The sequence below is a fragment of the Streptomyces griseoflavus genome, assembly GCF_014649995.1.
Classification (GTDB): domain Bacteria; phylum Actinomycetota; class Actinomycetes; order Streptomycetales; family Streptomycetaceae; genus Streptomyces; species Streptomyces griseoflavus.
The window spans coordinates 19,942-40,922 of the sequence record NZ_BMUC01000022.1; the positions used below are offsets into that span (position 1 = coordinate 19,942).

At 73.5% G+C, this 20,981-nt stretch carries 17 protein-coding genes; 8 read left to right on the top strand and 9 right to left on the bottom strand.

Annotation, left to right across the window (positions count from 1 at the left end):
- The first annotated feature begins 19 nt into the window (after positions 1 to 19).
- Together IE172_RS31560 and IE172_RS31565 are read left to right on the top strand one after the other, a co-directional pair.
- Entirely contained in the window at positions 20 to 988 is a 969-nt protein-coding gene (locus tag IE172_RS31560) for an ATP-binding cassette domain-containing protein (protein WP_190100768.1), read from the top strand.
- On the top strand, positions 985 to 1,806 hold the full coding sequence (locus IE172_RS31565; protein WP_190100769.1) for an ABC transporter permease: 822 nt from the start codon (positions 985 to 987) through the stop codon (positions 1,804 to 1,806). The genes IE172_RS31560 and IE172_RS31565 overlap by 4 nt, the downstream gene beginning before the upstream one ends.
- Positions 1,807 to 1,881: 75 nt before the next feature.
- Here IE172_RS31565 and serC read toward each other — a convergent pair whose 3' ends face one another.
- The 7 genes from serC to IE172_RS31600 form a co-directional block, all read right to left on the bottom strand.
- The gene (gene serC / locus IE172_RS31570; protein WP_190100770.1) at positions 1,882 to 3,000 is read right to left on the bottom strand and encodes a phosphoserine transaminase; all 1,119 of its coding nucleotides are present in this window, start codon (positions 2,998 to 3,000) and stop codon (positions 1,882 to 1,884) included.
- A gap of 160 nt (positions 3,001 to 3,160) precedes the next feature.
- Positions 3,161 to 4,411 (bottom strand): cytochrome P450 family protein, encoded by a 1,251-nt coding sequence (locus IE172_RS31575; RefSeq protein ID WP_190100771.1) that lies wholly within the window; start codon positions 4,409 to 4,411, stop codon positions 3,161 to 3,163.
- A complete protein-coding gene (locus tag IE172_RS31580; protein ID WP_190100772.1) occupies positions 4,408 to 5,643 on the bottom strand; it encodes a cytochrome P450 in 1,236 nt (411 codons plus the stop codon). The genes IE172_RS31575 and IE172_RS31580 overlap by 4 nt, the downstream gene beginning before the upstream one ends.
- Positions 5,640 to 6,281, bottom strand: coding sequence for a GTP-binding protein (locus IE172_RS31585; protein WP_190100773.1), 642 nt, complete (start codon positions 6,279 to 6,281; stop codon positions 5,640 to 5,642). Before IE172_RS31585 ends, IE172_RS31580 begins: the two co-directional genes overlap by 4 nt.
- Positions 6,262 to 6,609, bottom strand: coding sequence for a DUF742 domain-containing protein (locus IE172_RS31590; protein ID WP_190100774.1), 348 nt, complete (start codon positions 6,607 to 6,609; stop codon positions 6,262 to 6,264). Before IE172_RS31590 ends, IE172_RS31585 begins: the two co-directional genes overlap by 20 nt.
- The gene (locus IE172_RS31595; protein WP_190100775.1) at positions 6,606 to 7,013 is read right to left on the bottom strand and encodes a roadblock/LC7 domain-containing protein; all 408 of its coding nucleotides are present in this window, start codon (positions 7,011 to 7,013) and stop codon (positions 6,606 to 6,608) included. Before IE172_RS31595 ends, IE172_RS31590 begins: the two co-directional genes overlap by 4 nt.
- Complete coding sequence (locus IE172_RS31600; RefSeq protein ID WP_190100776.1) at positions 7,010 to 9,145, bottom strand: ATP-binding protein; 2,136 nt, start codon at positions 9,143 to 9,145, stop codon at positions 7,010 to 7,012. Before IE172_RS31600 ends, IE172_RS31595 begins: the two co-directional genes overlap by 4 nt.
- Positions 9,146 to 9,435: 290 nt before the next feature.
- On the opposite strand from IE172_RS31600, the gene IE172_RS31605 reads away from it, so the two are divergent.
- Both IE172_RS31605 and IE172_RS31610 read left to right on the top strand, forming a co-directional pair.
- Positions 9,436 to 12,300 (top strand): FAD-binding and (Fe-S)-binding domain-containing protein, encoded by a 2,865-nt coding sequence (locus IE172_RS31605; protein WP_190100777.1) that lies wholly within the window; start codon positions 9,436 to 9,438, stop codon positions 12,298 to 12,300.
- A gap of 165 nt (positions 12,301 to 12,465) precedes the next feature.
- Complete coding sequence (locus tag IE172_RS31610) at positions 12,466 to 14,526, top strand: restriction endonuclease (RefSeq protein ID WP_190100778.1); 2,061 nt, start codon at positions 12,466 to 12,468, stop codon at positions 14,524 to 14,526.
- A 214-nt stretch (positions 14,527 to 14,740) separates the two neighbouring features.
- On the opposite strand, the gene IE172_RS31615 is transcribed toward IE172_RS31610, so the two are convergent.
- Entirely contained in the window at positions 14,741 to 15,193 is a 453-nt protein-coding gene (locus IE172_RS31615) for an NUDIX hydrolase (RefSeq protein WP_229886656.1), read from the bottom strand.
- Positions 15,194 to 15,429: 236 nt separating this feature from the next.
- Between IE172_RS31615 and IE172_RS31620 the strand changes: the two genes are divergently transcribed.
- On the top strand, positions 15,430 to 16,383 hold the full coding sequence (locus IE172_RS31620; protein ID WP_190100779.1) for an EamA family transporter: 954 nt from the start codon (positions 15,430 to 15,432) through the stop codon (positions 16,381 to 16,383).
- Positions 16,384 to 16,520: 137 nt separating this feature from the next.
- Here the strand turns inward: IE172_RS31620 and IE172_RS31625 are convergent, their stop codons facing one another.
- Complete coding sequence (locus tag IE172_RS31625) at positions 16,521 to 16,934, bottom strand: helix-turn-helix domain-containing protein (protein WP_306432831.1); 414 nt, start codon at positions 16,932 to 16,934, stop codon at positions 16,521 to 16,523.
- Here IE172_RS31625 and IE172_RS31630 point away from each other — a divergent pair.
- Genes IE172_RS31630 through IE172_RS31640 form a run of 3 tightly spaced genes read left to right on the top strand, consistent with a single transcriptional unit; the run spans position 16,912 to position 20,980 of the window.
- Positions 16,912 to 17,706 carry a TIGR03084 family metal-binding protein gene (locus IE172_RS31630; RefSeq protein ID WP_190100780.1) on the top strand — a complete coding sequence of 265 codons (795 nt, stop codon included), beginning with the start codon at positions 16,912 to 16,914 and terminating at the stop codon, positions 17,704 to 17,706. The two genes, IE172_RS31625 and IE172_RS31630, sit on opposite strands and share 23 nt — an antisense overlap.
- Entirely contained in the window at positions 17,703 to 19,385 is a 1,683-nt protein-coding gene (locus IE172_RS31635) for an acyclic terpene utilization AtuA family protein (protein WP_190100781.1), read from the top strand. The genes IE172_RS31630 and IE172_RS31635 overlap by 4 nt, the downstream gene beginning before the upstream one ends.
- Positions 19,382 to 20,980, top strand: a complete 1,599-nt coding sequence (locus IE172_RS31640; RefSeq protein WP_190100782.1) for an acyl-CoA carboxylase subunit beta — start codon at positions 19,382 to 19,384, stop codon at positions 20,978 to 20,980. Before IE172_RS31635 ends, IE172_RS31640 begins: the two co-directional genes overlap by 4 nt.
- Position 20,981: the final 1 nt, after the last annotated feature.

Sequence of the window (20,981 nt, forward strand, 5' to 3'; positions counted from 1 at the left end):
TTGATGAGAGGGGGGACCCATGAACGACGACGGTTACGCGGTCCGGGCGGAGGGCCTGGAGAAGCGCTACGGCGAGAAGCGCGCCCTAGACGGCTTCGACCTCGCCGTCCGCGAGGGCACGGTGCACGGACTGCTCGGGCCGAACGGCGCGGGCAAGACCACCGCCGTACGCATCCTGTCGACGCTGATCCGGGTCGACGGCGGCCGGGCGACCGTGGCCGGGCTCGACGTGGCCCGCAGGCCGCGCGAGGTGCGGGCGCGGATCGGGCTCACCGGGCAGTACGCGGCGGTGGACGAGGTGCTCACCGGGCGGCAGAACCTGGAGATGTTCGGCAGGCTGTTCCACCTGGGGGGCCGGCGCGCCAGGGCGCGGGCGGCGGAGCTGCTGGAGCAGTTCGACCTGGCCGACGCCGCCGACAAGGGCGTCGGCGACTACAGCGGCGGCATGCGGCGCCGCCTGGACCTGGCGGCGTCGATGATCCTCACACCGGCCGTGCTGTTCCTGGACGAGCCGACGACCGGCCTCGACCCGCGCAGCCGGGGCGAGGTCTGGGACTCCGTGCGGGCGTTGGTGGCCGGCGGCACGACCGTGCTGCTGACCACGCAGTACCTGGAGGAGGCCGACCGGCTGGCCTCCCGCATCACCGTCATCGACCAGGGGCGGGCCATCGCCGACGACACCCCGGACGGGCTGAAGAACCTGGTCGGCGGCGACCGGATCGAGGTGGTGGTGGGCGAACGGCCGGACATCCCCCGCGTGGTGAAGGTGGTCGCGCGGGTCGCCGACGGCGAACCCGAGTCGGACGACACCGAGTTGCGGGTGCACGCCCCCGTGACCGACCGGGTGGCCGCGCTGACGGAGGTCGCCCGCACCCTGCAGGACGAGGGTGTGCGGGTGGAGGACATCGGGTTGCGCAGGCCCAGCCTCGACGACGTGTTCCTGCGGCTGACCGGACACCGCACGGAGAAGGAGGAGGCGGCGGCATGAGCGCGCCCGACCTGACCGGACCGGCCGCCCGCGGCCGGGTGTACTGGGCCCTGGCGGACTGCTGGAACCTCGTCCGCCGCAGCCTGACCCACTACCGGCGCCAGCCGGTCAACATCGCCTGGCAGCTCGGCTTCCCGATCCTGTCGGTGCTCCTCTACGGCTATGTGTTCGGCAGCGCGATGCAGGTGCCCGGCGGCGGTGACTACAAGGACTTCCTGATGCCGGGGATGTTCGTGATGACGATGGCGTTCGGCTTCATCAACACCGCCACCGTCGTGGTCTACGACTCCACCAAGGGCGTCATCGACCGCTTCCGCTCGATGCCGATGGCGTCGTCGGCGGTGGTGGCCGGCCGGGGGGTGACCGATCTGGTCGTCGCCTGCGCCGAGTTGGCCATCCTGATGCTCACCGCACTGGTCATGGGCTGGCGCCCGGACGGCGGGTGGGGCTTCCTGGCGGCGTTCGGACTGCTGCTGTGGCTGCGGTTCGCGCTGATCTGGCTCGGCGTCTGGCTGGGCCTGCTGGTGCCCAACCCGGAGGCGGCGGGCGGCCTGTTCGCGGTCGCCTTCCCGCTGACGATGATCTCCAGCATCTTCGTCGCCCCGCAGCTGATGCCCGACTGGCTGGGCTGGGTGGCCGCCTGGAACCCGATCTCCTCCACGGCGGCGGCGGCCCGCGACCTGTTCGGCACCCCGGTCGGCGGCGGCGACTCCTGGGTCGAGCAGCACGCGCTGCTCATGGCCGGGGTGTGGCCCCTCGTGCTGACGGCCGTCTTCCTGCCGCTGGCGGTACGGAGGTTCCAGCGGCTCAGCCGGTGAACGCCGCACCCGCGGCACGCACGGAAGGGCGCCCGGTGGATCGTCCACCGGGCGCCCTTCCGTGGAGGCGACCGCCTACAGCTGCTCGATGACGTAGTCCACGCACTTCGTCAGCGCCTCGACGTCCGACGGGTCGACCGCCGGGAACATCGCGACGCGGAGCTGGTTGCGGCCGAGCTTGCGGTACGGCTCGGTGTCGACGACGCCGTTGGCGCGCAGGACCTTGGCGACGGCGGCGGCGTCGACCTCGTCCGTGAAGTCGATGGTGCCGATGACCTGGGAGCGCTTGGCCGGGTCGGTGACGAAGGGGGCGGCGTGCTTCGACTCCTCCGCCCACGCGTACAGACGGCTCGAGGAGTCCTTCGTACGGGCCGTGGACCAGTCGAGGCCGCCCTGGCCGTTCAGCCACTCCAGCTGCTCGTTGAGCAGGAACAGGGTGGCCAGGGCCGGGGTGTTGTACGTCTGGTTCTTGCGGGAGTTGTCGATCGCCGTGGGCAGCGAGAAGAACTCCGGGACGTGGCGGCCGGAGGCGTGGACGCGCTCGGCGCGCTCGATCGCGGCGGGGGAGAACACGCCGATCCACAGGCCGCCGTCGGAGGCGAAGGACTTCTGCGGGGCGAAGTAGTAGACGTCCGTCTCGGCGATGTCGACCGGGAGGCCGCCCGCGCCGGAGGTGGCGTCCACCAGGACCAGGGAGCCCTCGTCGGCACCGGCCACCCGCCGGATGGGCATGGCGACACCGGTGGAGGTCTCGTTGTGGGTGAACGCGTAGACGTCCACGCCGGCCTCGGCGGCCGCCTCGGGGTGCGTGCCCGGGTCGGCGGAGACGACGGTGGGCTCGGCGAGCCACGGGGCGAGCTTCGCGGCCTTGGCGAACTTGGAGCTGAACTCGCCGAAGGTGAGGTGCTGCGACTTGTTCTCGATGAGGCCGTGGGTCGCGATGTCCCAGAACGCGGTGGAGCCGCCGTTGCCGAGGACGACCTCGTAGCCGTCGGGGAGGGAGAAGAGCTCGGAGATGCCCTCGCGCACCTTGCCGACCAGGTTCTTCACCGGGGCCTGGCGGTGGGAGGTGCCGAGCAGGGACGTACCGGTCGCGGCCAGGGCGTCCAGCGCCTCCGTCCGCACCTTGGAGGGACCCGCGCCGAAACGTCCGTCGGCGGGCTTGATGTCAGCGGGAATCTGGATCTCAGCCACGGACGGAGCCTAGCGGCTGAGGGAAACCCGGGCGAAACATCGTCCGTCCGCTGAGACGGGCGGTGGACGGCGCCGGGCGGGCGGTGGAAGAGACGGTGGAACGGCCGGCGGAACGGGCGGTGGACGGGCCGGGGGGAGGCCCGTCCACCGCCCGCTGCGGTCAGCCGCCGAGCTTCACCGGGAGCTCGAACAGGTCGTTCTGGGTGACCACCGGCTTGTTGCGCAACTCGCCCGCCGGGACCGCCAGGTCCAGCTCGGGGAAGCGGGCGTAGAGGGCCGGCAGGGCCACACCGGCCTCCAGGCGGGACAGGGCGGCGCCGGGGCACACGTGCGGGCCGTGACCGAAGGAGATGTGCCGGTTGGCGCTCTCCCGGGTGATGTCGAAGTCGCCCGCGGTCGGCCCGTGCGCCTGCTCGTCCCGGCCGATCGCCGCGTACGACACGATCAGCGCGTCCCCGGCCGGCAGGACCTTGTCGCCGACCGGGATGTCCTCGGTCGCGAACCGGATCAGCACGTGCGACGTCGGCGTGGCGTACCGCAGGGTCTCCTCGACCACCGCCGACCAGTCGGCCTTGCCGGACAGCACCAGTTCCCGCTGCTCGGGGTGGAGGGAGAGGTTGACCACCGCGTTGACGATGAGGGAGATCGTCGTCTCGTGGCCGGCCGCCACCATCAGCTGGAGCGTCGAGACGATCTCCTCGTCGGTCAGGTGGTCCCCGTCCTCCGACGCCTGGACCAGCGCGGAGGTCAGGTCGTCACCCGGGTTCGCGCGCTTGCTCGCGACCGTCTCGGTCATGATCCCGGCGAGTTCGGTCAGCGTCGCGATGACCTCCTCGGGCGGGGTCTGCGTGGAGAAGAACTTCTCGAAGAGTTCCTTCAGCCGCGGCAGCCGCTCCTCCGCCAGACCCATCAGGTCGGCGATCACGTACATCGGCAGCGGGTAGGCGAACAGGGCCTTGAGGTCGACCGTGTCGCCCGGCTGGGCGGCCACCTGGTCCAGCAGGCCCTCGGTCAGCTCCGTGATCCGCTCCCGCATCCGCTCCACCCGGCGCGGGGTCAGCGCCTGCGCGACCAGCGTGCGCAGCCGGCGGTGGTCGGCGCCGTCCACGGTGAGCATGGAGCGGGGCGGGTTCGCCAGCCCGATCAGCGGCCAGTCGGGGGCGATCTCGCCGCGCTGCCAGGCGCCCCAGACGTTGATGTCCTTCACCAGACGCGGGTCGGTGAGCAGCTTCTTCGCCTCGGCGTGGTGGGTGACCGCCCACACCGGCACGTCGCCCGGCAGCGTCACGGCGGCCAGCGGCCCCGCGGCCCGCAGCGCCGCGCTCTCGCCGTCCAGGTCGGAGACGAAGGGGTCGAGGGCGATACGGGTCTGACCGGTGTCCGGCGTCGTGGTGTCCGTAGCAGCCGTCATGCGCGCGTGCCTCCAAGGGCGGGAGTGGGTGTGAACGTGACCGGGAGTTCGGACAGTCCGCGCAGCCACGGGGACGGGCGGCGGGTGAGCTTCGCGGCCGGCACCGCGAGGTCGATGTCCGGCAGCCGGTCCAGTACGACCTCGATGCCGGTCCGGGCGATCACCTCGGCGATCTCCTGCGCCGGGAACGGGCAGCGGTGCTCCCCGTGACCGAAGGAGAAGTGGGCGCCGTTGCCGCCGGTCAGCGCCGAGCCGTCGGTACGCACCTGGGGGTCGGAGTTGGCGCCCTGCAGGCCGAGCAGCACCATGTCGCCGGCGCGGATCCGGCGCCCGCCGAGCTGGGTGTCGCGGGACGCCCAGCGGGCGGCCACGTTCTGGGTCGGCGTGTCCTCCCACAGCACCTCGTTCATCGCCTCGGCGATGCTGTTGCGGCCACCGAACAGCGAGGCCGCGAAACGGCTGTCGGTGAGCATCAGGTGCAGCGAGTTGCCGATCCAGTCGGCGGTCGGCTGGTGCCCGGCCGCCATCATCACCATCAGGTCCTGGCAGACCTCCTCCTGGGTGAACCCCGAGGTGTCGGCGAGCATCCGGGACGTGACGTCCTCGGCGGGCCGTTCGCTGCGGGCGGCCACCAGTTCCGTCATCGAGGTGAACAGGTGGATCTGGCCCTCCAGGGCCCGCTCCCGCCCGTCGATCATGTCGTTGAGGGCGGTGACCAGGGCCGGGCCCGCCTCGTCGGGGAAGCCGTACAGCCGGGCCAGCACCCGCACCGGCAGCAGCATCGCGAACTCGCCGATGATGTCGGCGCTGCCCTTGGGGCAGATGCCGTCGATCAGCTCGTCCGCGAACTTCTCGGCGTAGCCGCGCAGTTCGAACGGGTCGACCGCCTCCAGCGCGGACACCAGCATCCCGGCCCGCTCACGGTGCCGCTCGCCGACGGTGTAGAGGATCGACGGCTGCCTGCGGCCGATCATCGGCAGCAGCGGCCAGTCGTCGGGGATGTTCTCCCACTGGTTCCACAGTTCGGAGTCCCGGCTGAACAGCACCGGGTCGCCGGTGATCTGGTGCAGTTCGCGGTAGCCGAGCACCAGCCAGGCCGGTGCGTCGCCGTCGAGCACCACCGGTACGACGCTGCCGTGCTCGCGCCGCAGCTCCCGGTACACGCGGGCCGGGTCGTCCTGCAGCAGGGACCCCTGGAAACGGACGGCGTTGGGGAGGGAGGCGGGGCTCACACCAGCTCCTGACGGGGGGCTCGGGCCGGGTCGGCGTACAGGCTCTGGATGTGCTCCACCAGGGTGATCAGCACGATCTTGCTGGACTCCCGGGACCGCGCGTCGCAGTTCACCAGCGGCACGTGCGGGTCGAGGTCGAGGGCCTCGCGGATCGCCTGCGGGGTGAAGGTGGCGCCGCCGAAGTCGTTGCAGGCCACGATGAACGGGGTGCCGTGCTTCTCCAGCCGGTCGATGGCGTACCAGGAGTCGTCGATGCGCCGGGTGTCGACCAGCACGACCGCGCCGAGCGTGCCGGAGAACAGCCGGTCCCACAGGAACCAGAAGCGTTCCTGGCCGGGCGCGCCGAACAGGTACAGCACGTTGTGCGCGTCGAGGGTGATGCGGCCGAAGTCGAAGGCGACGGTGGTCGAGGTCTTGGCGCTGACCCCGCTGGTGTCGTCGACGGCCTCACCGGCCTGCGTCATCGTCTCCTCGGTGTTGAGGGGACGGATCTCGCTGACCGAGCGGACCATCGTCGTCTTGCCGGCGCCGAAGCCGCCCACGACCACGATCTTCAGGCCGTTGTCGGCCGACGCGCCCAGCGGTGTACGGCTCTCGGCGGCCGTGTCCGTGCGCGAGTCAGAGGTTGCGGAGTCCAACGAGCACCTGCTCCAGGATGTCGGGGTCGGGTACGGCGGCCTTGCGGGGGTGGCGGGCGCTGACCCGGCCCGCCGCGAGGAGGTCGGAGAGCAGGATCCGGGTGATGCTGACGGGCAGCTTCATCTCGGCCGCGATCTCCACGACCGCCGTGGGGCGTTCGGTCAGCCGCAGGATCGCCGTGTGCTCGGACTGCATGCCGGGCACCGGATCGCATTCGGCGACGACCAGGGTCACCAGGTCGAAGGGGTTGTCGGGACCGGACCGGCTGCGGCCCCCGGTGAGGGTGTACAGCCGGTCGGGGGCGTCGTCCCTGCCGGGCCGGCTCATGCGGTGCGGGGCAGCGCGGTCAGGTGCTCACCGAGCTGTTCCACGAGTTCGCTCATGTTGTGCCCGATGAGCCCGGCGTCCGCGTCCTCGCTGGTGACGACGGCGAGATGGGCGCCCTCGCCGGCCTCCACGATGAACAGCACGCCCCCGTAGAACTCCGTCATGGCCGAGCGCACCCCGCCGCTGCCGTCGCCGAACTCGATCGAGGCGCCGTGCGACAGCGACTGGATGCCGGCGGCTATCGCGGCGAGCTGGTCGGCCTGGTCGGCGGACAGCTCCGGGGTCCGGCACAGTTTCAGGCCGTCCCGGGACAGCACGAGCGCGTGCCGGGCACCCGGCGTGCGCTCCAGCAGCCCTTCCAGGAGCCAGGTGAGCTTCTCGTCGGCGGTCGTCGTGCCGGTCATGAGGTCGTGTCGCCTTCCGGGGTCGCGGGGGTGGGTCGTGCTTCGGGGGTCGGGTCGGAGGTCGTGGGCGTGTCGCCGGGGCCGGCGGCGTCCGCGGTGGTGCCGCTGTCCGGGTCGGCCGTGTCGTCCGGGGTGGGGGCGCGGACGGCCTGGCGGAAACTGCTGAAGCGGGCGGTGCGGGCCCTGGTCTCCTCGGCCGTCGGGGCGGGCCGGGGGGCGGCGGGACGGCCGCTGCCGGAACGCGTGCGCTCGGCCTCGGCGAGGGTCCGGCCCCGGCGGCGGCGGGGCAGCACCAGGGGCGCGGCAGCCTCGCCGTCCGGGGCGGGGGACTCGTGGGTGGGAACCGGGTCGGGGTCGAGGTCGGACCCCGCGCGGGACGCCGCGTAGGAGACGCCGGCGTGGTCGCCGTCCCGGGACGCGGACCGCTCCGCGGGCGCGGTGCCGGCGCCGGCACCGGCCGTGGCGCCGCCGCTGTGCGCGGTGGCGTGGGTGGTCTCCGGTTCCGGCCGGGCTGGGGCGGTGCCGGCGGTGGTCGCCGGGGCGCCGTACCGGGTGCCGTTGCGGCGCTGGGGGAGGCCGGTGACCGTGGCGTCCGCCGCGTCCGCCGCGTCCGTCGTGTCCGTCGTGTTCGCGGGGGTGGCGTGGGAGTCCGCCGGGGACTTCGGGGCCGGCGAGGACGCCGGGGCCGTGGCGGCCGACGGGGTCGTGCGGCTCGGTGCGGCGGCGGCCGCCGGGAGCGGGGCGGCGGGGGCCGCGTCCGCCGGGACGAGGATGTCCTGCGGTACGAGCATCAGCACGCCCGTGCCGCCGCGGGCCGAGGGACGGTAGGACACCCGCAGCCCGTACCGCCGGGCCAGCCGGCCGACGACGGCGAGGCCCAGCCGGGTGCCGGTCAGACCACCGAGTCCGGCGGTCTCGCCGGAGACCGCGCGCTCGGCGCGGCGCAGCTGCGCCTCGCCCATGACGAGGCCGCTGTCCTCGACGGACACGATGACGCCGGCCGGGACCTCCTCGACGTACACGTGGACCTCGGCGGTCGGCGGCGAGAAGTTCGCGGCGTTGTCGAGGAGTTCGGCGAGCGCGTGCATCACGCCCTCGGCGGCGTGACCCGCGACGGCGGTGTCGCTGGCGGAGTGGACGCGGACCCGCTGGTAGCCGCTGATCCGCCCCATGGCGCCGCGCAGGATCGACTCCATGGCGATCGGCCGGGCCCAGCGGCGGCCGGAGCGGGCGCCGGTGAGGACGGCGACGGAGTCGGCGAGCCGGCCCGCCTGCGCGGTGCGGTGGTCGAGGTGGAGCAGGTCGGCGAGGACCTCCTCGTCGTGGTGCTTCTCCTCCATCGCGCGCAGGTCGGCGAGCATGCCGGTGGACAGCGCCTGCATCCGGCCGGCCGCGTTGGCGGTCGCGGACACGGCGGCGGCACGGGCGCCGTTGGCCTCGCGCAGCCTGGCGGTCAGCCGTTCGTTCTCCTCGCGGAGCCGCCCGGCCTCGGACATCAGCCCGGTCCGCTCCTCGTCCAGCCGCTTCAGCTCGTCGACGTGGTCGCGGGCCGTCCGGGCGGTGTGGGCGGTGTGCTCCTCGGTGATGAGGCGCAGCTTGGCGGCGTGTTCCTCGGTCAGGCGTTCCAGTTCGGCGGTGTGCGCCGCGATGAGCCGGGACCGCTCCTCGGCGTGCTCGCGCGCGGACCGCGCCAGGTCGTCGCGGTGCTGCTCGCCGAGCCGGTCGCGTTCGGCGGCCAGGGTCTCGGCGAGGTGGGCCCGTTCCTGGTCCAGCTCGGCGGAGAGACGGGCGCGTTCGCGGGTGAGTTCACCGGTCAGCCGTTCGTGCTGGCGGCGGGAGTCCTCCGTCAGCCGGGCCCGTTCCTGGAGCAGCCGGCCGACGTCCTGCGTGACGGATTCCAGCCGGGTCCGCGCCGCGCGCGCCGAGAGCACGGCGTAGGCGGCCGCGGCGGCGGCCGCGCAGAGCAGCACGGCGGCGACCGTGCCGATCACCACGGTGGCGCCGATCGCCTCCTGAGGGACGAGGAAGACCGCGGCGAGGACGGCGAGCGCGGCGAGCGCCGCGGTGAGCAGCGGGACGGGCAACAGGCTGCGGGGGGTGGGGCGGTCGCCGGGGAGCAGGGGGGAGGTCATCAATCAGGGTCCTCGGTCGGGTCCTCGGTCGGTCCGCGGGCGTGCGCCGTCGTGTCTGCGCGGCCCTCGGGCGGGTTCGGTGGGGACGCCGGACCTGATTCTGGGGTCGCTTTTCCGAACGAGGTCCGACAACTGCGCGCAACTCGCGGTCACTATATGAGAGTTCGTGATCTCCTTGGGAAGATTCAGCAGTCGCAATCGGTAAATCACATGTTTCCGGCGTGGTGGGGGAGCCGCGGAGCCCGTGCGCCGCCGTCCGCCACCGGTGTCCGCGGAGGCATCCTGAGGACATGACGGATCACCGGGAACTGCGGGCCGGACTGCGCTCCGCCGTGCGCGGCGAGGTCGACTTCTCCGCGACCGCGCGGGCGCTGACCACCATGGACGCCTCCAACTACCGCCGGGTGCCGCTCGGTGTGGTCGCCCCGCGGGACGTCGACGACGTGGCGGCCGCGCTGTCGGTGTGCCGGACGTACGGCGTCCCCGTGGTGCCGCGCGGCGGCGGCACGTCCATCGCCGGCCAGGCGACCGGCACGGGTGTGGTGCTCGACTTCACACGCCACATGAACCGCCTCCTCTCCCTCGACCCCGCGGCCCGCACGGCCGTGGTCCAGCCGGGACTCGTCCTCGACCGCCTCCAGGAGGCCGCCGCCCCGCACGGCCTGCGGTTCGGCCCGGACCCCTCCACCCACAGCCGCTGCACCCTCGGCGGCATGATCGGCAACAACTCCTGCGGCTCCCACTCGGTGGCCTGGGGCACGACGGCCGACAACGTGCGCGAGCTCGCCGTCGTCACCCCGCGCGGGCAACGCCTGCGCCCCGGCCCGGACTGGTCCGGGGCCCCGGCGGGACTGCGGGACCTGGTGGACGGCGAACTCGCCCGCCTGCGCACGGGCTTCCCCGACCTGCCGCGCCGCATCTCCGGCTACGCGCTGGACGCCCTGCTGCCCGAGAGGGGCGCCGACGTCGCCCGCTCCCTCTGCGGCTCGGAGGGCACGCTGGGCGTCGTCACGGAAGCGGTCGTGGACCTCGTACCGGCACCACGCGCCCGGGCGCTCGCCGTGCTGGCGTACGCGGACGAGAGCGGGGCGGCCGAGGCGGCGGCGGGGCTGCTGCCGCACCGGCCGCTCACCGTGGAGGGCATGGCGGCCGACCTCGTACCGTCCGGCGCGGACCTCCCGCGCGGGGGCGCCTGGCTCTTCGTGGAGACCGGCGGGGACACCGAGGCGGAGGCCCGCGCCCGGGCGGAGCGCATCGTCCGCGCGGCCGACGTCCTGGACGCCCTCGTGGTCACCGACCCGGCCCGGCAGCGCACGCTGTGGCGCATCCGGGAGGACGCGAGCGGTACGGCGACGAGGATGCCCGACGGTACGGAGGCGTGGCCCGGCTGGGAGGACTGCGCGGTGCCGCCCGCCCGGCTCGGCGCGTACCTGCGGGACTTCCGGGCCCTCATGACGGACCACGGCCTGCGCGGCACCCCCTACGGGCACTTCGGGGACGGCTGCATCCACGTCCGCGTCGACTTCGACCTGCTGACCGCGCCGGGCATCGCCCGCTTCCGGCGCTTCTCGGAGGAACTGGCCGGCCTGGTCGTCTCCCACGGCGGCTCCCTCTCCGGCGAACACGGCGACGGCCGGGCCCGCGCCGAACTCCTCCCGCTCATGTACGGCGCCGAGACGGTCGCCCTCTTCGAACGGGTCAAGGCCCTCTGGGACCCGGACGACCTGCTCAACCCCGGCATGCTCGTCCGCCCCGAGCCCCTCGACACCGACCTCCGCTTCTCCGTCCTCCCGCGCCGGCCGGTGGACGTCACCTTCGGCTACCCCGCCGACGCCGGCGACTTCTCGGCGGCGGTCCGCCGCTGCGTGGGCGTCGCCAAGTGCCGCACCACGTCCGTGTCGGGGCCGGCGGTGATGTGCCCGTCGTTCCGGGCGACGGGCGAGGAGGAGCACTCCACGCGCGGGCGCGCCCGCCTGCTGCACGAGATGCTCGCGGGTGAGCTGGTGACCGACGGCTGGCGCTCCCCGGAGGTCCGCGACGCCCTCGACCTGTGCCTGTCCTGCAAGGGCTGCCGCTCCGACTGCCCGGTCGGGGTCGACATGGCCACCTACAAGGCGGAGTTCCTCCACCACCACTACGCGGGCCGCCGCCGCCCCGCCGCCCACTACGCCATGGGCCGGCTGCCGCGGTGGCTGGACTGGGTGGCGCGCACGAGGTCGGCCGGGCCGGTCAACGCGCTGGCCTCCGTGCGCCCGTTGGCGCGGGCGGCGAAACGGCTGGGCGGGATCGCGGCGGAGCGGGAGATCCCCCGGCTGGCGGGGGAGACGTTCACGCGCTGGTGGCGGGGGCGGGCGGCTCCCCCGGGCGACGGCACCCTGGTCGTCCTCTGGCCGGACACCTTCACCGAACACCTCTCACCGTCGGTGGGCCGGGCGGCCGTACGGGTCCTGGAGGCGGCGGGCCTGCGGGTGGCGCTGCCCCCGACCCTGCGGCCGGGCGGACCGGTGGGCGATGCCCGCTCCCGCTCCGCCCTGTCCCTGCTGACGGCCCGCAGGGCCCGGGTCTGCTGCGGCCTCACCTACATCTCCACGGGCCAGCTCGACCACGCCCGTACGGTCCTCACCCGCACCCTCGACCTCCTGGAACCGGTCCTCGCCACCGACGCCCCCCTCGTCGTCCTGGAACCGGGCTGCGCGGCGACCCTGCGCACGGACGCCCCGGAACTCCTCCACGACGACCCCCGCGCGGCCCGGCTCGCCGCCCGCGTCCTCACCTTCGCCGAAACCCTGGAGCGGCACGCCCCCGACTGGACCCCACCGCCGGTGAACCGTCCCGTCACCGGCCAGACCCACTGCCACCAGCACGCGGTCCTGGGCGAGGACCCCGACCGCCGGCTCCGCGCGGCGGCCGGCCTCACCGGCGACCTGGCGGGCGGCTGCTGCGGCCTGGCCGGCAACTTCGGCTTCGAGAAGGGCCACTACGAGATCTCGGCCGCCTGCGCCGAGGACCAGCTCCTGCCGGCGGTGCGCGAGGCCCCGGCCGAGGCCGTCGTCCTGGCCGACGGCTTCTCCTGCCGGACCCAACTGGACCACCTCGCGGGCGTCCGGGGCCGCCACCTGGCGGAGGTCCTGGCGGCGGCACTCGACGACGAGTGAGCAGCCGCGGTCAGGATGTCCGCGCCGCCCGGCCACGCGTCGCGCGGGCCCAGCGTGCTTTCCGTGACGAGTGCATGTTCCTGGCGGTGATTGCTGGCTAGAGTCGTCCCGTTACAGATGGTTGCGGGGGCAACCAAAGCGCGCCTTGGGGAGGGCCTGCAGCACATGAGTCGTCGTTCCACCGGTTTCGTCGGCGTCTGGGCCGAGATGCAACGGCAGCAGCAGCGGCAACTGGAAGCCGAAGCCAGACGGCGCCGACAGCAGGAACAGCAAGCGCGGGCGTATCAGCGGCGAGCCGACCGGAGCCATCGCGAGTACCGGCAGGCGGAGGCCCGGCGCCGCACGGAGGAACTGGACGCACAGGTCGCATCGCTGCAGGGTCTCCTCGCCGCGGGCTGCCGGGCTCCGGCCTTCAGGGCCGCTTCCCTCCTGCGGCCCGAGGAAGTCCAGCCCTTCGCTCCGGGGCCCCTGGCGCAGCCCGTCCCCATGCCGGACTTCCAGCACTACCAGACCCAGAGCGGTTGGACCGCGAACCGCCGGGCCCAGGCACAGGCGGAAGCGAGGGCCCGCTTCGAGCGGGACTGGCAGGCTGCCCAGGCAGCAGAGGCCCACCGGCTGCAACAGCTGGCGTCGTACCAGCGGGAGTACCAGCGGTGGGCCGACGCCCAGCTGGCCGAGGTACGCCGGCACAACGCCGGCGTCGTCGCGACGACGGACGGTGTACGGCGCCGGGACCCCGACTCCGTGATCGAGTACTTCTCCGCGGCGCTCTACGCCTCGACAGCCTGGCCCGAAGGCTTCCCACGCCAGGTGGCGGCGGCCTACGACCCGGACGCCGGGCAACTGGTACTGGACTGGGAGCTGCCCGCCTACGGCGTCGTACCGGACATCAAGGCAGTGCGGTACCTGTCCGGTACGGACGAGGAGAAGGAGACGCCCCGGCCGGTGAGTCAGCGCCGTGCCCTGTACCGGGAGATCCTGGCCCAGTCCATGTTGTTGGTGCTGCACGAGCTGTTCGCCGCGGAAGAGCTGGGTGCGCTCGACTCGGTGGCCCTGAACGGGTTCGTCGACGGGCACGACCCCACGACGGGCCGGCCCGGCCACATCTTCCTCGCGACCGTCATGGCCTCGCGTCCTTCGTTTCTCGACCTGCACCTGGCGCAGGTGGACGCGGGGAGTTGCCTGGCCGACGCGCTTCGCGGGCAGCTCTCGGCCCGACCGGACCAGCTCGCGCCAGTACGGCCGGGCAGGCGGCCGCCGGACGTCGGGAACCGCGTCGTCGCCCATGGCGGCGACGCGGAACCGGACCTGTTCGCCATGGACCCGATCGCCTTCGAAGGGCTGGTCGCCGACCTGTTCCGGGCCATGGGCATGCAGGCGGTGACCACGCAGCGCTCCAACGACGGCGGTGTGGACGTCGACGCACTGGATCCCACACCGATCCGGGGCGGCAAGATCGTCGTGCAGGTGAAGCGCTACCGCAACACGGTGCCGCCGACCGCGGTGCGCGACCTGTACGGAACCGTGCAGGACGCCGGTGCCAACAAGGGCGTCCTCGTCACGACGTCGGGCTTCGGCCCCGGCTCCCACACCTTCGCCAACGGCAAGCCGCTGGAACTCGTCTCGGGGCCCGAACTCGTCGACCTGCTGCACCGTCACGGGCTCAGCGGCCGGCTGAACGAGGGCGGTCGGCAGCTCCCGGCACAGCCGACGCCCGCGGGGCCCGACGTCCGGCTGCCCGACGACTACAACATCTTGGGCATGTCGTGGTCGGGAGGCGTCGCCTTGGACGTGTGCGCCCTCGTCTGTCGCGGCAACCGGGTCCTCAGTGACGACCACTTCGTCTTCTTCAACAACCCCGCGACGCCGGACGGCACTGTGCGCGCGCTTCCCGCCACCGCACCTGACAAGGCCGCGGTCTGCGTCTCCTTCGACGGGTTGCCCGAGGACGCCGACCGGTTCGTGCTCGTGGCCGCCATCGACCCCGAGGTCAACCCCGACGCCGACCTCGCGGGCTTCACCGATGCCCGTATCCGCCTGCTCGACCCGGGGATGGCCGAGCTGGGGCAGCTGGAGGTCTCCGACGGCCGGTCGCAGGAGACGGCACTGGTGCTCGGCTCGTTCCGCAGGAGGGCGAACGGGGACTGGGACTTCGTACTGGGCGGCAAGGGCTACACGGGCGGTTTGGAGGAACTGGTGCAGGACTTCGGCATCGAGGTGCGGTAGGTCCGACGGGTGCGCGGCCTCGGTCCGCAGCAGGTGGTCACCGGCATGGACCCGCTGCCGGGGGCACCCGCGGATTCCGTGGGCTCACGGCGTCGGCCGGGCGACAGACGGGACCGGACACCGGGCCGTAGCCGACCCGAGTCTCCCCGCGGAGGTCATGCACCAGCGTCCGACGCCCTGGGCGTCCCCCGCCGAGCCGGTGCCGCCCGTGGCGTCAGGGAGTCGTCTCGCCCCGTATCAGCGGGCCGCAGGCCGGCTGTGCGCCCTCCGGGAGGTCGTCCGGGCGGCACCAGCGGGCCTCCAGGATCTCGAACGGGTCCAGGCGCAGGTCGCCGCCCAGCAGGCGGGCCTCGAAGGCGACCTCCATGCGGGTGCGCAGGCCGCTGTTCAGCATGACCAGGCGGCCCACCTCCACGTCGAGGCCGGTCTCCTCCCTGACCTCGCGCACCACGGTGTCCCGGAAGTCCTCGCCCTTGCGGGCGAAGCCGCTCGGCAGGCCCCACTGGCGGCCCGGCGGCCACATCCGGTGCCGGAGCAGCAGCACCCGCCCCTCGTCGTCGCGCACCACGCCGGTCACACCGACCACGAACTTGGCGTGCAGCAGCCACATGACGCGGGGCTGCACGGGGCGCAGGAGCCGCCAGAGACGGACAAGGACTCGTCGCACAGGGCCTCGGAGATGAGTGGGAACGGACGCGGGTGGCACCAGGGGAAACGGTACCCGGCGGGGGTCCACGGGGCGGACGGAGTTGACCGGGGCGGGCCGGTGGCCGCATCGTCAGGTCTATAACCGTTTCACGGTACTGACGAAGTCCAATACGGTGGACCGGACAGTTCAGTGAGACGTGCACTCGCGTGCAGCAGGCACGTGTGTACCCCGACGTCCCCGGAAGGCACGGCCCCGTGACCACCCCCAGCGCCGCCACACCGTCCACCGCGCCCGTGACGGCTCCCGCCTCCGCGTCCACGCCGGCCGGCGCCCCGCGCCGGCGCGGATCGCTGGGCCCGGTCGGGCTGGTGCTCGCCGGCGGGGTCTCCGTGCAGTTCGGCGGGGCGCTGGCGGTGACGCTGATGCCGCGGGCCGGGGCGCTCGGGGTGGTGACACTGCGGCTGCTGGTCGCGGCGATCGTGCTGATGGTGCTGTGCCGGCCGAGGCTGCGCGGCCACTCGCGCGCCGACTGGGGCACGGTGATCGTCTTCGGTGTCGCCATGGCCGCGATGAACGGGCTGTTCTACCAGTCCGTCGCCCGCATCCCGCTCGGCCCGGCCGTCACCCTGGAGGTGCTCGGCCCGCTCACGCTGTCCGTGCTCGCGTCCCGGCGGGCGATCAACCTCGTGTGGGCCGCCCTCGCCCTCGCCGGCGTGTTCCTCCTCGGGGGCGGAGGCTTCGGCAGCCTCGACCCGGTGGGCGTCGCCTTCGCACTGGGCGCCGGCGCCATGTGGGCGGCGTACATCGTCTTCAGCGCGCGTACGGGCCGCCGCTTCCCGCAGGCGGACGGGCTCGCCCTTGCGATGGGCGTCGCGGCGGTCCTCTTCCTGCCGCTGGGCATCGCCGAGTCCGGTACGAAGCTCCTCGACCCGACGATCCTCGCCCTGGGCGCGGCGGTCGCGGTGCTGTCCTCCGTACTGCCGTACACCCTCGAACTCCTCGCCCTGCGCAGCCTGCCCGCCTCCACCTTCGCCATCCTGATGAGCCTCGAACCGGCCCTCGCCGCGGCCGCCGGCTTCCTCATCCTCGACCAGGCCCTCTCCACCACCGAGGCCGCCGCCATCGCCCTGGTCATCGCGGCGAGCATGGGGGCGGTGCGGACGCAGGTGGGGCGGGGGAAGGTGAAGGGGGCCGTCGGCGGTTCCTGACGGTCAGGTCGCCGGCGCACGGCGCCGGCCACCCTCCCCGGCGGGCCGGCTGCCTGTGACAGCGGTGCGCGCGGCGTGCCGGCGTGGGCGAACACCGCCAGTGGGCCTGGGGAGGGCGGCACCGCGGGCGCCGCCCGCTACAGCCGTACCGACAGGTTTCCCACGGTGGCCGTCATGGTCAGCTCGCCACCGATCGCGTGCAGGTACGCCGCCGTCGTCGAGGTGTCCGGTCGAGCGGTGCCTCGCTCGATCGGGCTGACCCGGCCCTGTGCGACACCCGTGGCCTTGGCGGCCTGCGCCCGGGTGAGGCCCTGAGCCTTGCGGAGCGCGGCCGGTCGGTGTCCCGTTCCGCATCGACCGTCCCGGCCTTGACGGCGTCGATGCGTTCGCGCTCTTTTGACGTGATGTCGGTCGCCAGGTCGTCCTGGGGCAAGGGCTGCGCGGGCTGACTCCTCCGCCGCCTGCGGTGCGCCATAAAAGCCAGCAAGCATGCTTGATTGTTTTGTGGCTGCCTGCCATGCTCCCGACATGGCCGACCCGACGCGTGTCATCGACGACCTGTGTGCCGAGAGTGACGAACTGGACCGGCTGGTGGCCGGGCTGGCGGCGGAGGAGTGGGGGCGGCGGACGCCCGCCGCCGGGTGGACCGTCGCCCATCAGATCGCCCACCTCGCCTGGACCGACCACTCCGCGCTCCTCGCCGTCACCGACGCGGACGGCTTCCGGGCGCTGGTGGAGGGCGCCCTGAACGCCCCGCACACCTTCGTGGACGACGGTGCCGAGGAGTACGTCCGGGCCGCGCCCGCCGAGCTGCTGGCGCGGTGGCGGGAGGGGCGCGCGGCGCTGGAGAAGGCGCTGCGCCGGGCGCCGGCCGGGGCCCGGTTCCCCTGGTACGGGCCGCCCATGTCGGCCGCCTCCATGGCCACCGCCCGTCTCATGGAGACCTGGGCCCACGGACAGGACGTGGCCGACGCGCTCGGTGTGACGCGGCCCCCCACCGGCCGGCTCAGGCATGTGGCGTGGATCGGGGTGCGGACCCGGGACTTCGCCTACGCGGCGCACGGGCTCACCCCGCCCGCGGAACCCTTCCGCGTCGAACTCACCGGGCCGGACGGCGAGACGTGGACCTACGGTCCCGAGGACGCGACGCAGCGCGTCACCGGCCCCGCGCCGGACTTCTGCCTCCTGGTCACCCAGCGCGCCCACCGCGCGGACCTCGCCCTCACCGCCGACGGCCCCGACGCCGACCGCTGGCTGGACATCGCCCAGGCCTTCGCCGGGCCGCCCGGCGAAGGGCGGGAGCCGAAGGGGGACGCCCGGTGACCCTGCGCATCGGCAACTTCTCCGGTTTCTACGGCGACCGCTCCGACGCCCTGCGCGAGATGCTCACCGGTGGCGAGGTCGACGTCCTCACCGGCGACTACCTCGCCGAACTGACCATGCTCATCCTCGCCCGCGACCGGCTGAAGGACCCGTCCGCCGGTTACGCCCGCACCTTCCCGCGGCAGCTGGAGGAGACCCTGGGTCTCGCCCACGAGCGGGGCGTCCGGATCGTCACCAACGCGGGCGGGCTCAACCCGGCCGGGCTCGCCGACGCCGTGCGGGCGCTCGCCGGCCGGCTCGGCATCCCGGTACGGGTCGCCCACGTCGAGGGCGACGACCTCACCGGGCGCCATCCCGGCAGCCTCGCCGCCCACGCCTACCTCGGCGGCTTCGGCATAGCGGAATGCCTGCGCGCGGGCGCCGACGTGGTCGTCACCGGACGGGTCACCGACGCGGCCCTGGTGACCGGGCCCGCCGCGGCCCGCTTCGGCTGGGGGCCGACGGAGTACGACCGGCTCGCGGGGGCGGTCGTCGCCGGGCACGTGCTGGAGTGCGGGACGCAGGCCACCGGCGGCAACTACGCCTTCTTCGGCGAGCGCGACCCCCGTGACCTGCGGCGGCCCGGTTTCCCCCTCGCCGAGATCCACGCCGACGGCACCGCCGTGATCACCAAGCACCCCGGCACCGGCGGTTTCGTCGACGTCGGCACGGTCACCGCGCAGCTGCTCTACGAGACGGGCGGCGCCCGCTACGCCGGTCCTGACGTCACCGCGCGGCTGGACAGCGTGCGGCTCACCCAGGACGGACCCGACCGGGTGCGGATCGAGGGGGTGCGCGGGGAGGCCCCGCCGCCCACGCTCAAGGTCGGCCGCAACCGGCTCGGCGGCTTCCGCAACGAGGTCGTCTTCGTGCTCACCGGGCTCGACGTCGAGGCCAAGGCCGGCCTGGTGAAGGAGCAGATGGGTGACGCGCTCGCCAAGTCGCCGCCCGCCGACGTGCGCTGGGAACTGGTCCGCACCGACCGGGCCGACGCCGGTACCGAGGAGACCGCCAGCGCGCTGCTGCGGCTCGTCGTGCGGGACCCCCGGCAGGAGGCGGTCGGCCGGGTGCTGAGCGGGGCCGCCATCGAGCTGGCCCTGGCGAGCTACCCCGGCTTTCATGTGGTGGCACCGCCGGGGAAGGGCTCCCCCTATGGGGTCTTCGAGGATGTGTACGTCCCCCATGGCGAGGTCGACCATGTGGCCGTCCTCCACGACGGGCGTCGCATCACCGTGGACCCACCCCAGGACACCGCCGTACTCCACGGCGTACCGGAACCCGCACTTCCCGAACCGCTGCCCGCCGGGCCCACGAGACGGGTGCCCCTCGGCCTCCTCGCCGGTGCCCGCAGCGGCGACAAGGGCGGCGACGCCAACGTCGGCGTCTGGGTCCGCTCCGACGACGCCTGGCGGTGGCTCGCGCACGAGCTGACCGTCGAGCGGCTGCGGGAGATGGTCCCCGAGGCCGGCGGCCTGCCCGTCACCCGGCACGTCCTGCCCCACCTGCGCGCCGTGAACTTCCTCGTCGAGGGCATCCTCGGCGAGGGCGTCGCCGCGCAGGCCCGTTTCGACCCGCAGGCCAAGGCCCTCGGCGAATGGCTGCGGTCCCGGCACCTCGACATCCCGGAGGCCCTGCTGTGACGGTCCTCGCATCCGCGCTGAACACGGCCGACCCGGAGTACCGGGAACACCGTGACGCCATGCTCGCCAAACTCGCCGCACTCGACGCCGAGCACGCCAAGGCCCTCGCGGGCGGCGGCGAGAAGTACGTCGAGCGGCACCGCGGGCGCGGCAAACTGCTCGCCCGCGAACGCGTCGAACTGCTCCTCGACCCCGACACGCCCTTCCTGGAGCTGTCCCCGCTCGCGGCCTGGGGCAGCGACTACACCGTCGGCGCCTCCCTCGTCACCGGCATCGGCGTCGTCGAGGGCGTGGAGTGCCTGATCACCGCCAACGACCCGACCGTGCGCGGCGGCGCCAGCAACCCGTGGAGCCTGCGCAAGGCCCTGCGCGCCAACGACATCGCGCTCGCCAACCGGCTGCCCGTGATCAGCCTCGTCGAGTCCGGCGGCGCCGACCTGCCGTCCCAGAAGGAGATCTTCATCCCGGGCGGCGCGATCTTCCGGGACCTGACGCGGCTGTCGGCGGCCGGCATCCCCACGATCGCCGTCGTCTTCGGCAACTCCACCGCCGGCGGCGCCTACGTCCCCGGCATGTCCGACCACACGATCATGGTCAAGGAGCGGGCGAAGGTGTTCCTCGGCGGCCCGCCGCTGGTGAAGATGGCGACCGGGGAGGAGAGCGACGACGAGTCCCTCGGGGGCGCCGAGATGCACGCCCGCGTCTCCGGCCTCGCCGACCACTTCGCCGTCGACGAACGGGACGCCCTCCGCCGGGCCCGCCGCGTCGTCGCCCGCCTCAACCACCGCAAGGCGCACGCCGATCCGGGGCCGGCCGCGCCCCCGAAGTACGACGAGGAGGAACTCCTCGGCATCGTCCCCGGCGACCTGAAGACCCCCTTCGACCCGCGCGAGGTCGTCGCGCGGATCGTCGACGCCTCCGACTTCGACGAGTTCAAACCCCTCTACGGCACCAGCCTCACCACCGGCTGGGCCACCCTGCACGGTTACCCCGTCGGCATCCTCGCCAACGCCCGGGGCGTCCTGTTCAGCGAGGAGTCCCAGAAGGCCGCCCAGTTCATCCAGCTCGCCAACCAGCGCGACATCCCGCTGCTGTTCCTGCACAACACCACCGGCTACATGGTCGGCAAGGAGTACGAGCAGGGCGGCATCATCAAACACGGCGCCATGATGATCAACGCGGTCGCCAACTCCCGCGTCCCCCACCTGTCCGTCCTCATGGGCGCCTCCTACGGCGCCGGCCACTACGGCATGTGCGGCCGCGCCTACGACCCCCGCTTCCTGTTCGCCTGGCCCAGCGCCAAGTCGGCCGTCATGGGCCCGCAGCAGCTCGCCGGCGTGCTGTCCATCGTCGCCCGGCAGTCGGCCGCGGCGAAGGGCCGGCCGTACGACGACGAGGCGGACGCGGCGCTGCGCGCCATGGTGGAGCAGCAGATCGAGTCCGAGTCCCTGCCCATGTTCCTGTCGGGGCGGCTGTACGACGACGGCGTCATCGACCCGCGCGACACCCGCACCGTCCTCGGCCTGTGCCTGTCGGCCGTCCACACCGCCCCCTACGAGGGCGCGCGTGGTGGCTTCGGCGTCTTCCGGATGTGAG

What these genes read in the sequence shown, in the direction of transcription:
- IE172_RS31560 (WP_190100768.1), top strand. Translation starts at nt 20, where the DNA reads ATGAACGACGACGGTTACGCGGTCCGGGCGGAGGGCCTGGAGAAGCGC.
- IE172_RS31565 (WP_190100769.1), top strand. Translation starts at nt 985, where the DNA reads ATGAGCGCGCCCGACCTGACCGGACCGGCCGCCCGCGGCCGGGTGTAC.
- IE172_RS31575 (WP_190100771.1), bottom strand. Translation starts at nt 4,411, where the DNA reads ATGACGGCTGCTACGGACACCACGACGCCGGACACCGGTCAGACCCGT.
- IE172_RS31590 (WP_190100774.1), bottom strand. Translation starts at nt 6,609, where the DNA reads ATGAGCCGGCCCGGCAGGGACGACGCCCCCGACCGGCTGTACACCCTC.
- IE172_RS31595 (WP_190100775.1), bottom strand. Translation starts at nt 7,013, where the DNA reads ATGACCGGCACGACGACCGCCGACGAGAAGCTCACCTGGCTCCTGGAA.
- IE172_RS31600 (WP_190100776.1), bottom strand. Translation starts at nt 9,145, where the DNA reads ATGACCTCCCCCCTGCTCCCCGGCGACCGCCCCACCCCCCGCAGCCTG.
- IE172_RS31605 (WP_190100777.1), top strand. Translation starts at nt 9,436, where the DNA reads ATGACGGATCACCGGGAACTGCGGGCCGGACTGCGCTCCGCCGTGCGC.
- IE172_RS31610 (WP_190100778.1), top strand. Translation starts at nt 12,466, where the DNA reads ATGAGTCGTCGTTCCACCGGTTTCGTCGGCGTCTGGGCCGAGATGCAA.
- IE172_RS31630 (WP_190100780.1), top strand. Translation starts at nt 16,912, where the DNA reads ATGGCCGACCCGACGCGTGTCATCGACGACCTGTGTGCCGAGAGTGAC.
- IE172_RS31625 (WP_306432831.1), bottom strand. Translation starts at nt 16,934, where the DNA reads ATGACACGCGTCGGGTCGGCCATGTCGGGAGCATGGCAGGCAGCCACA.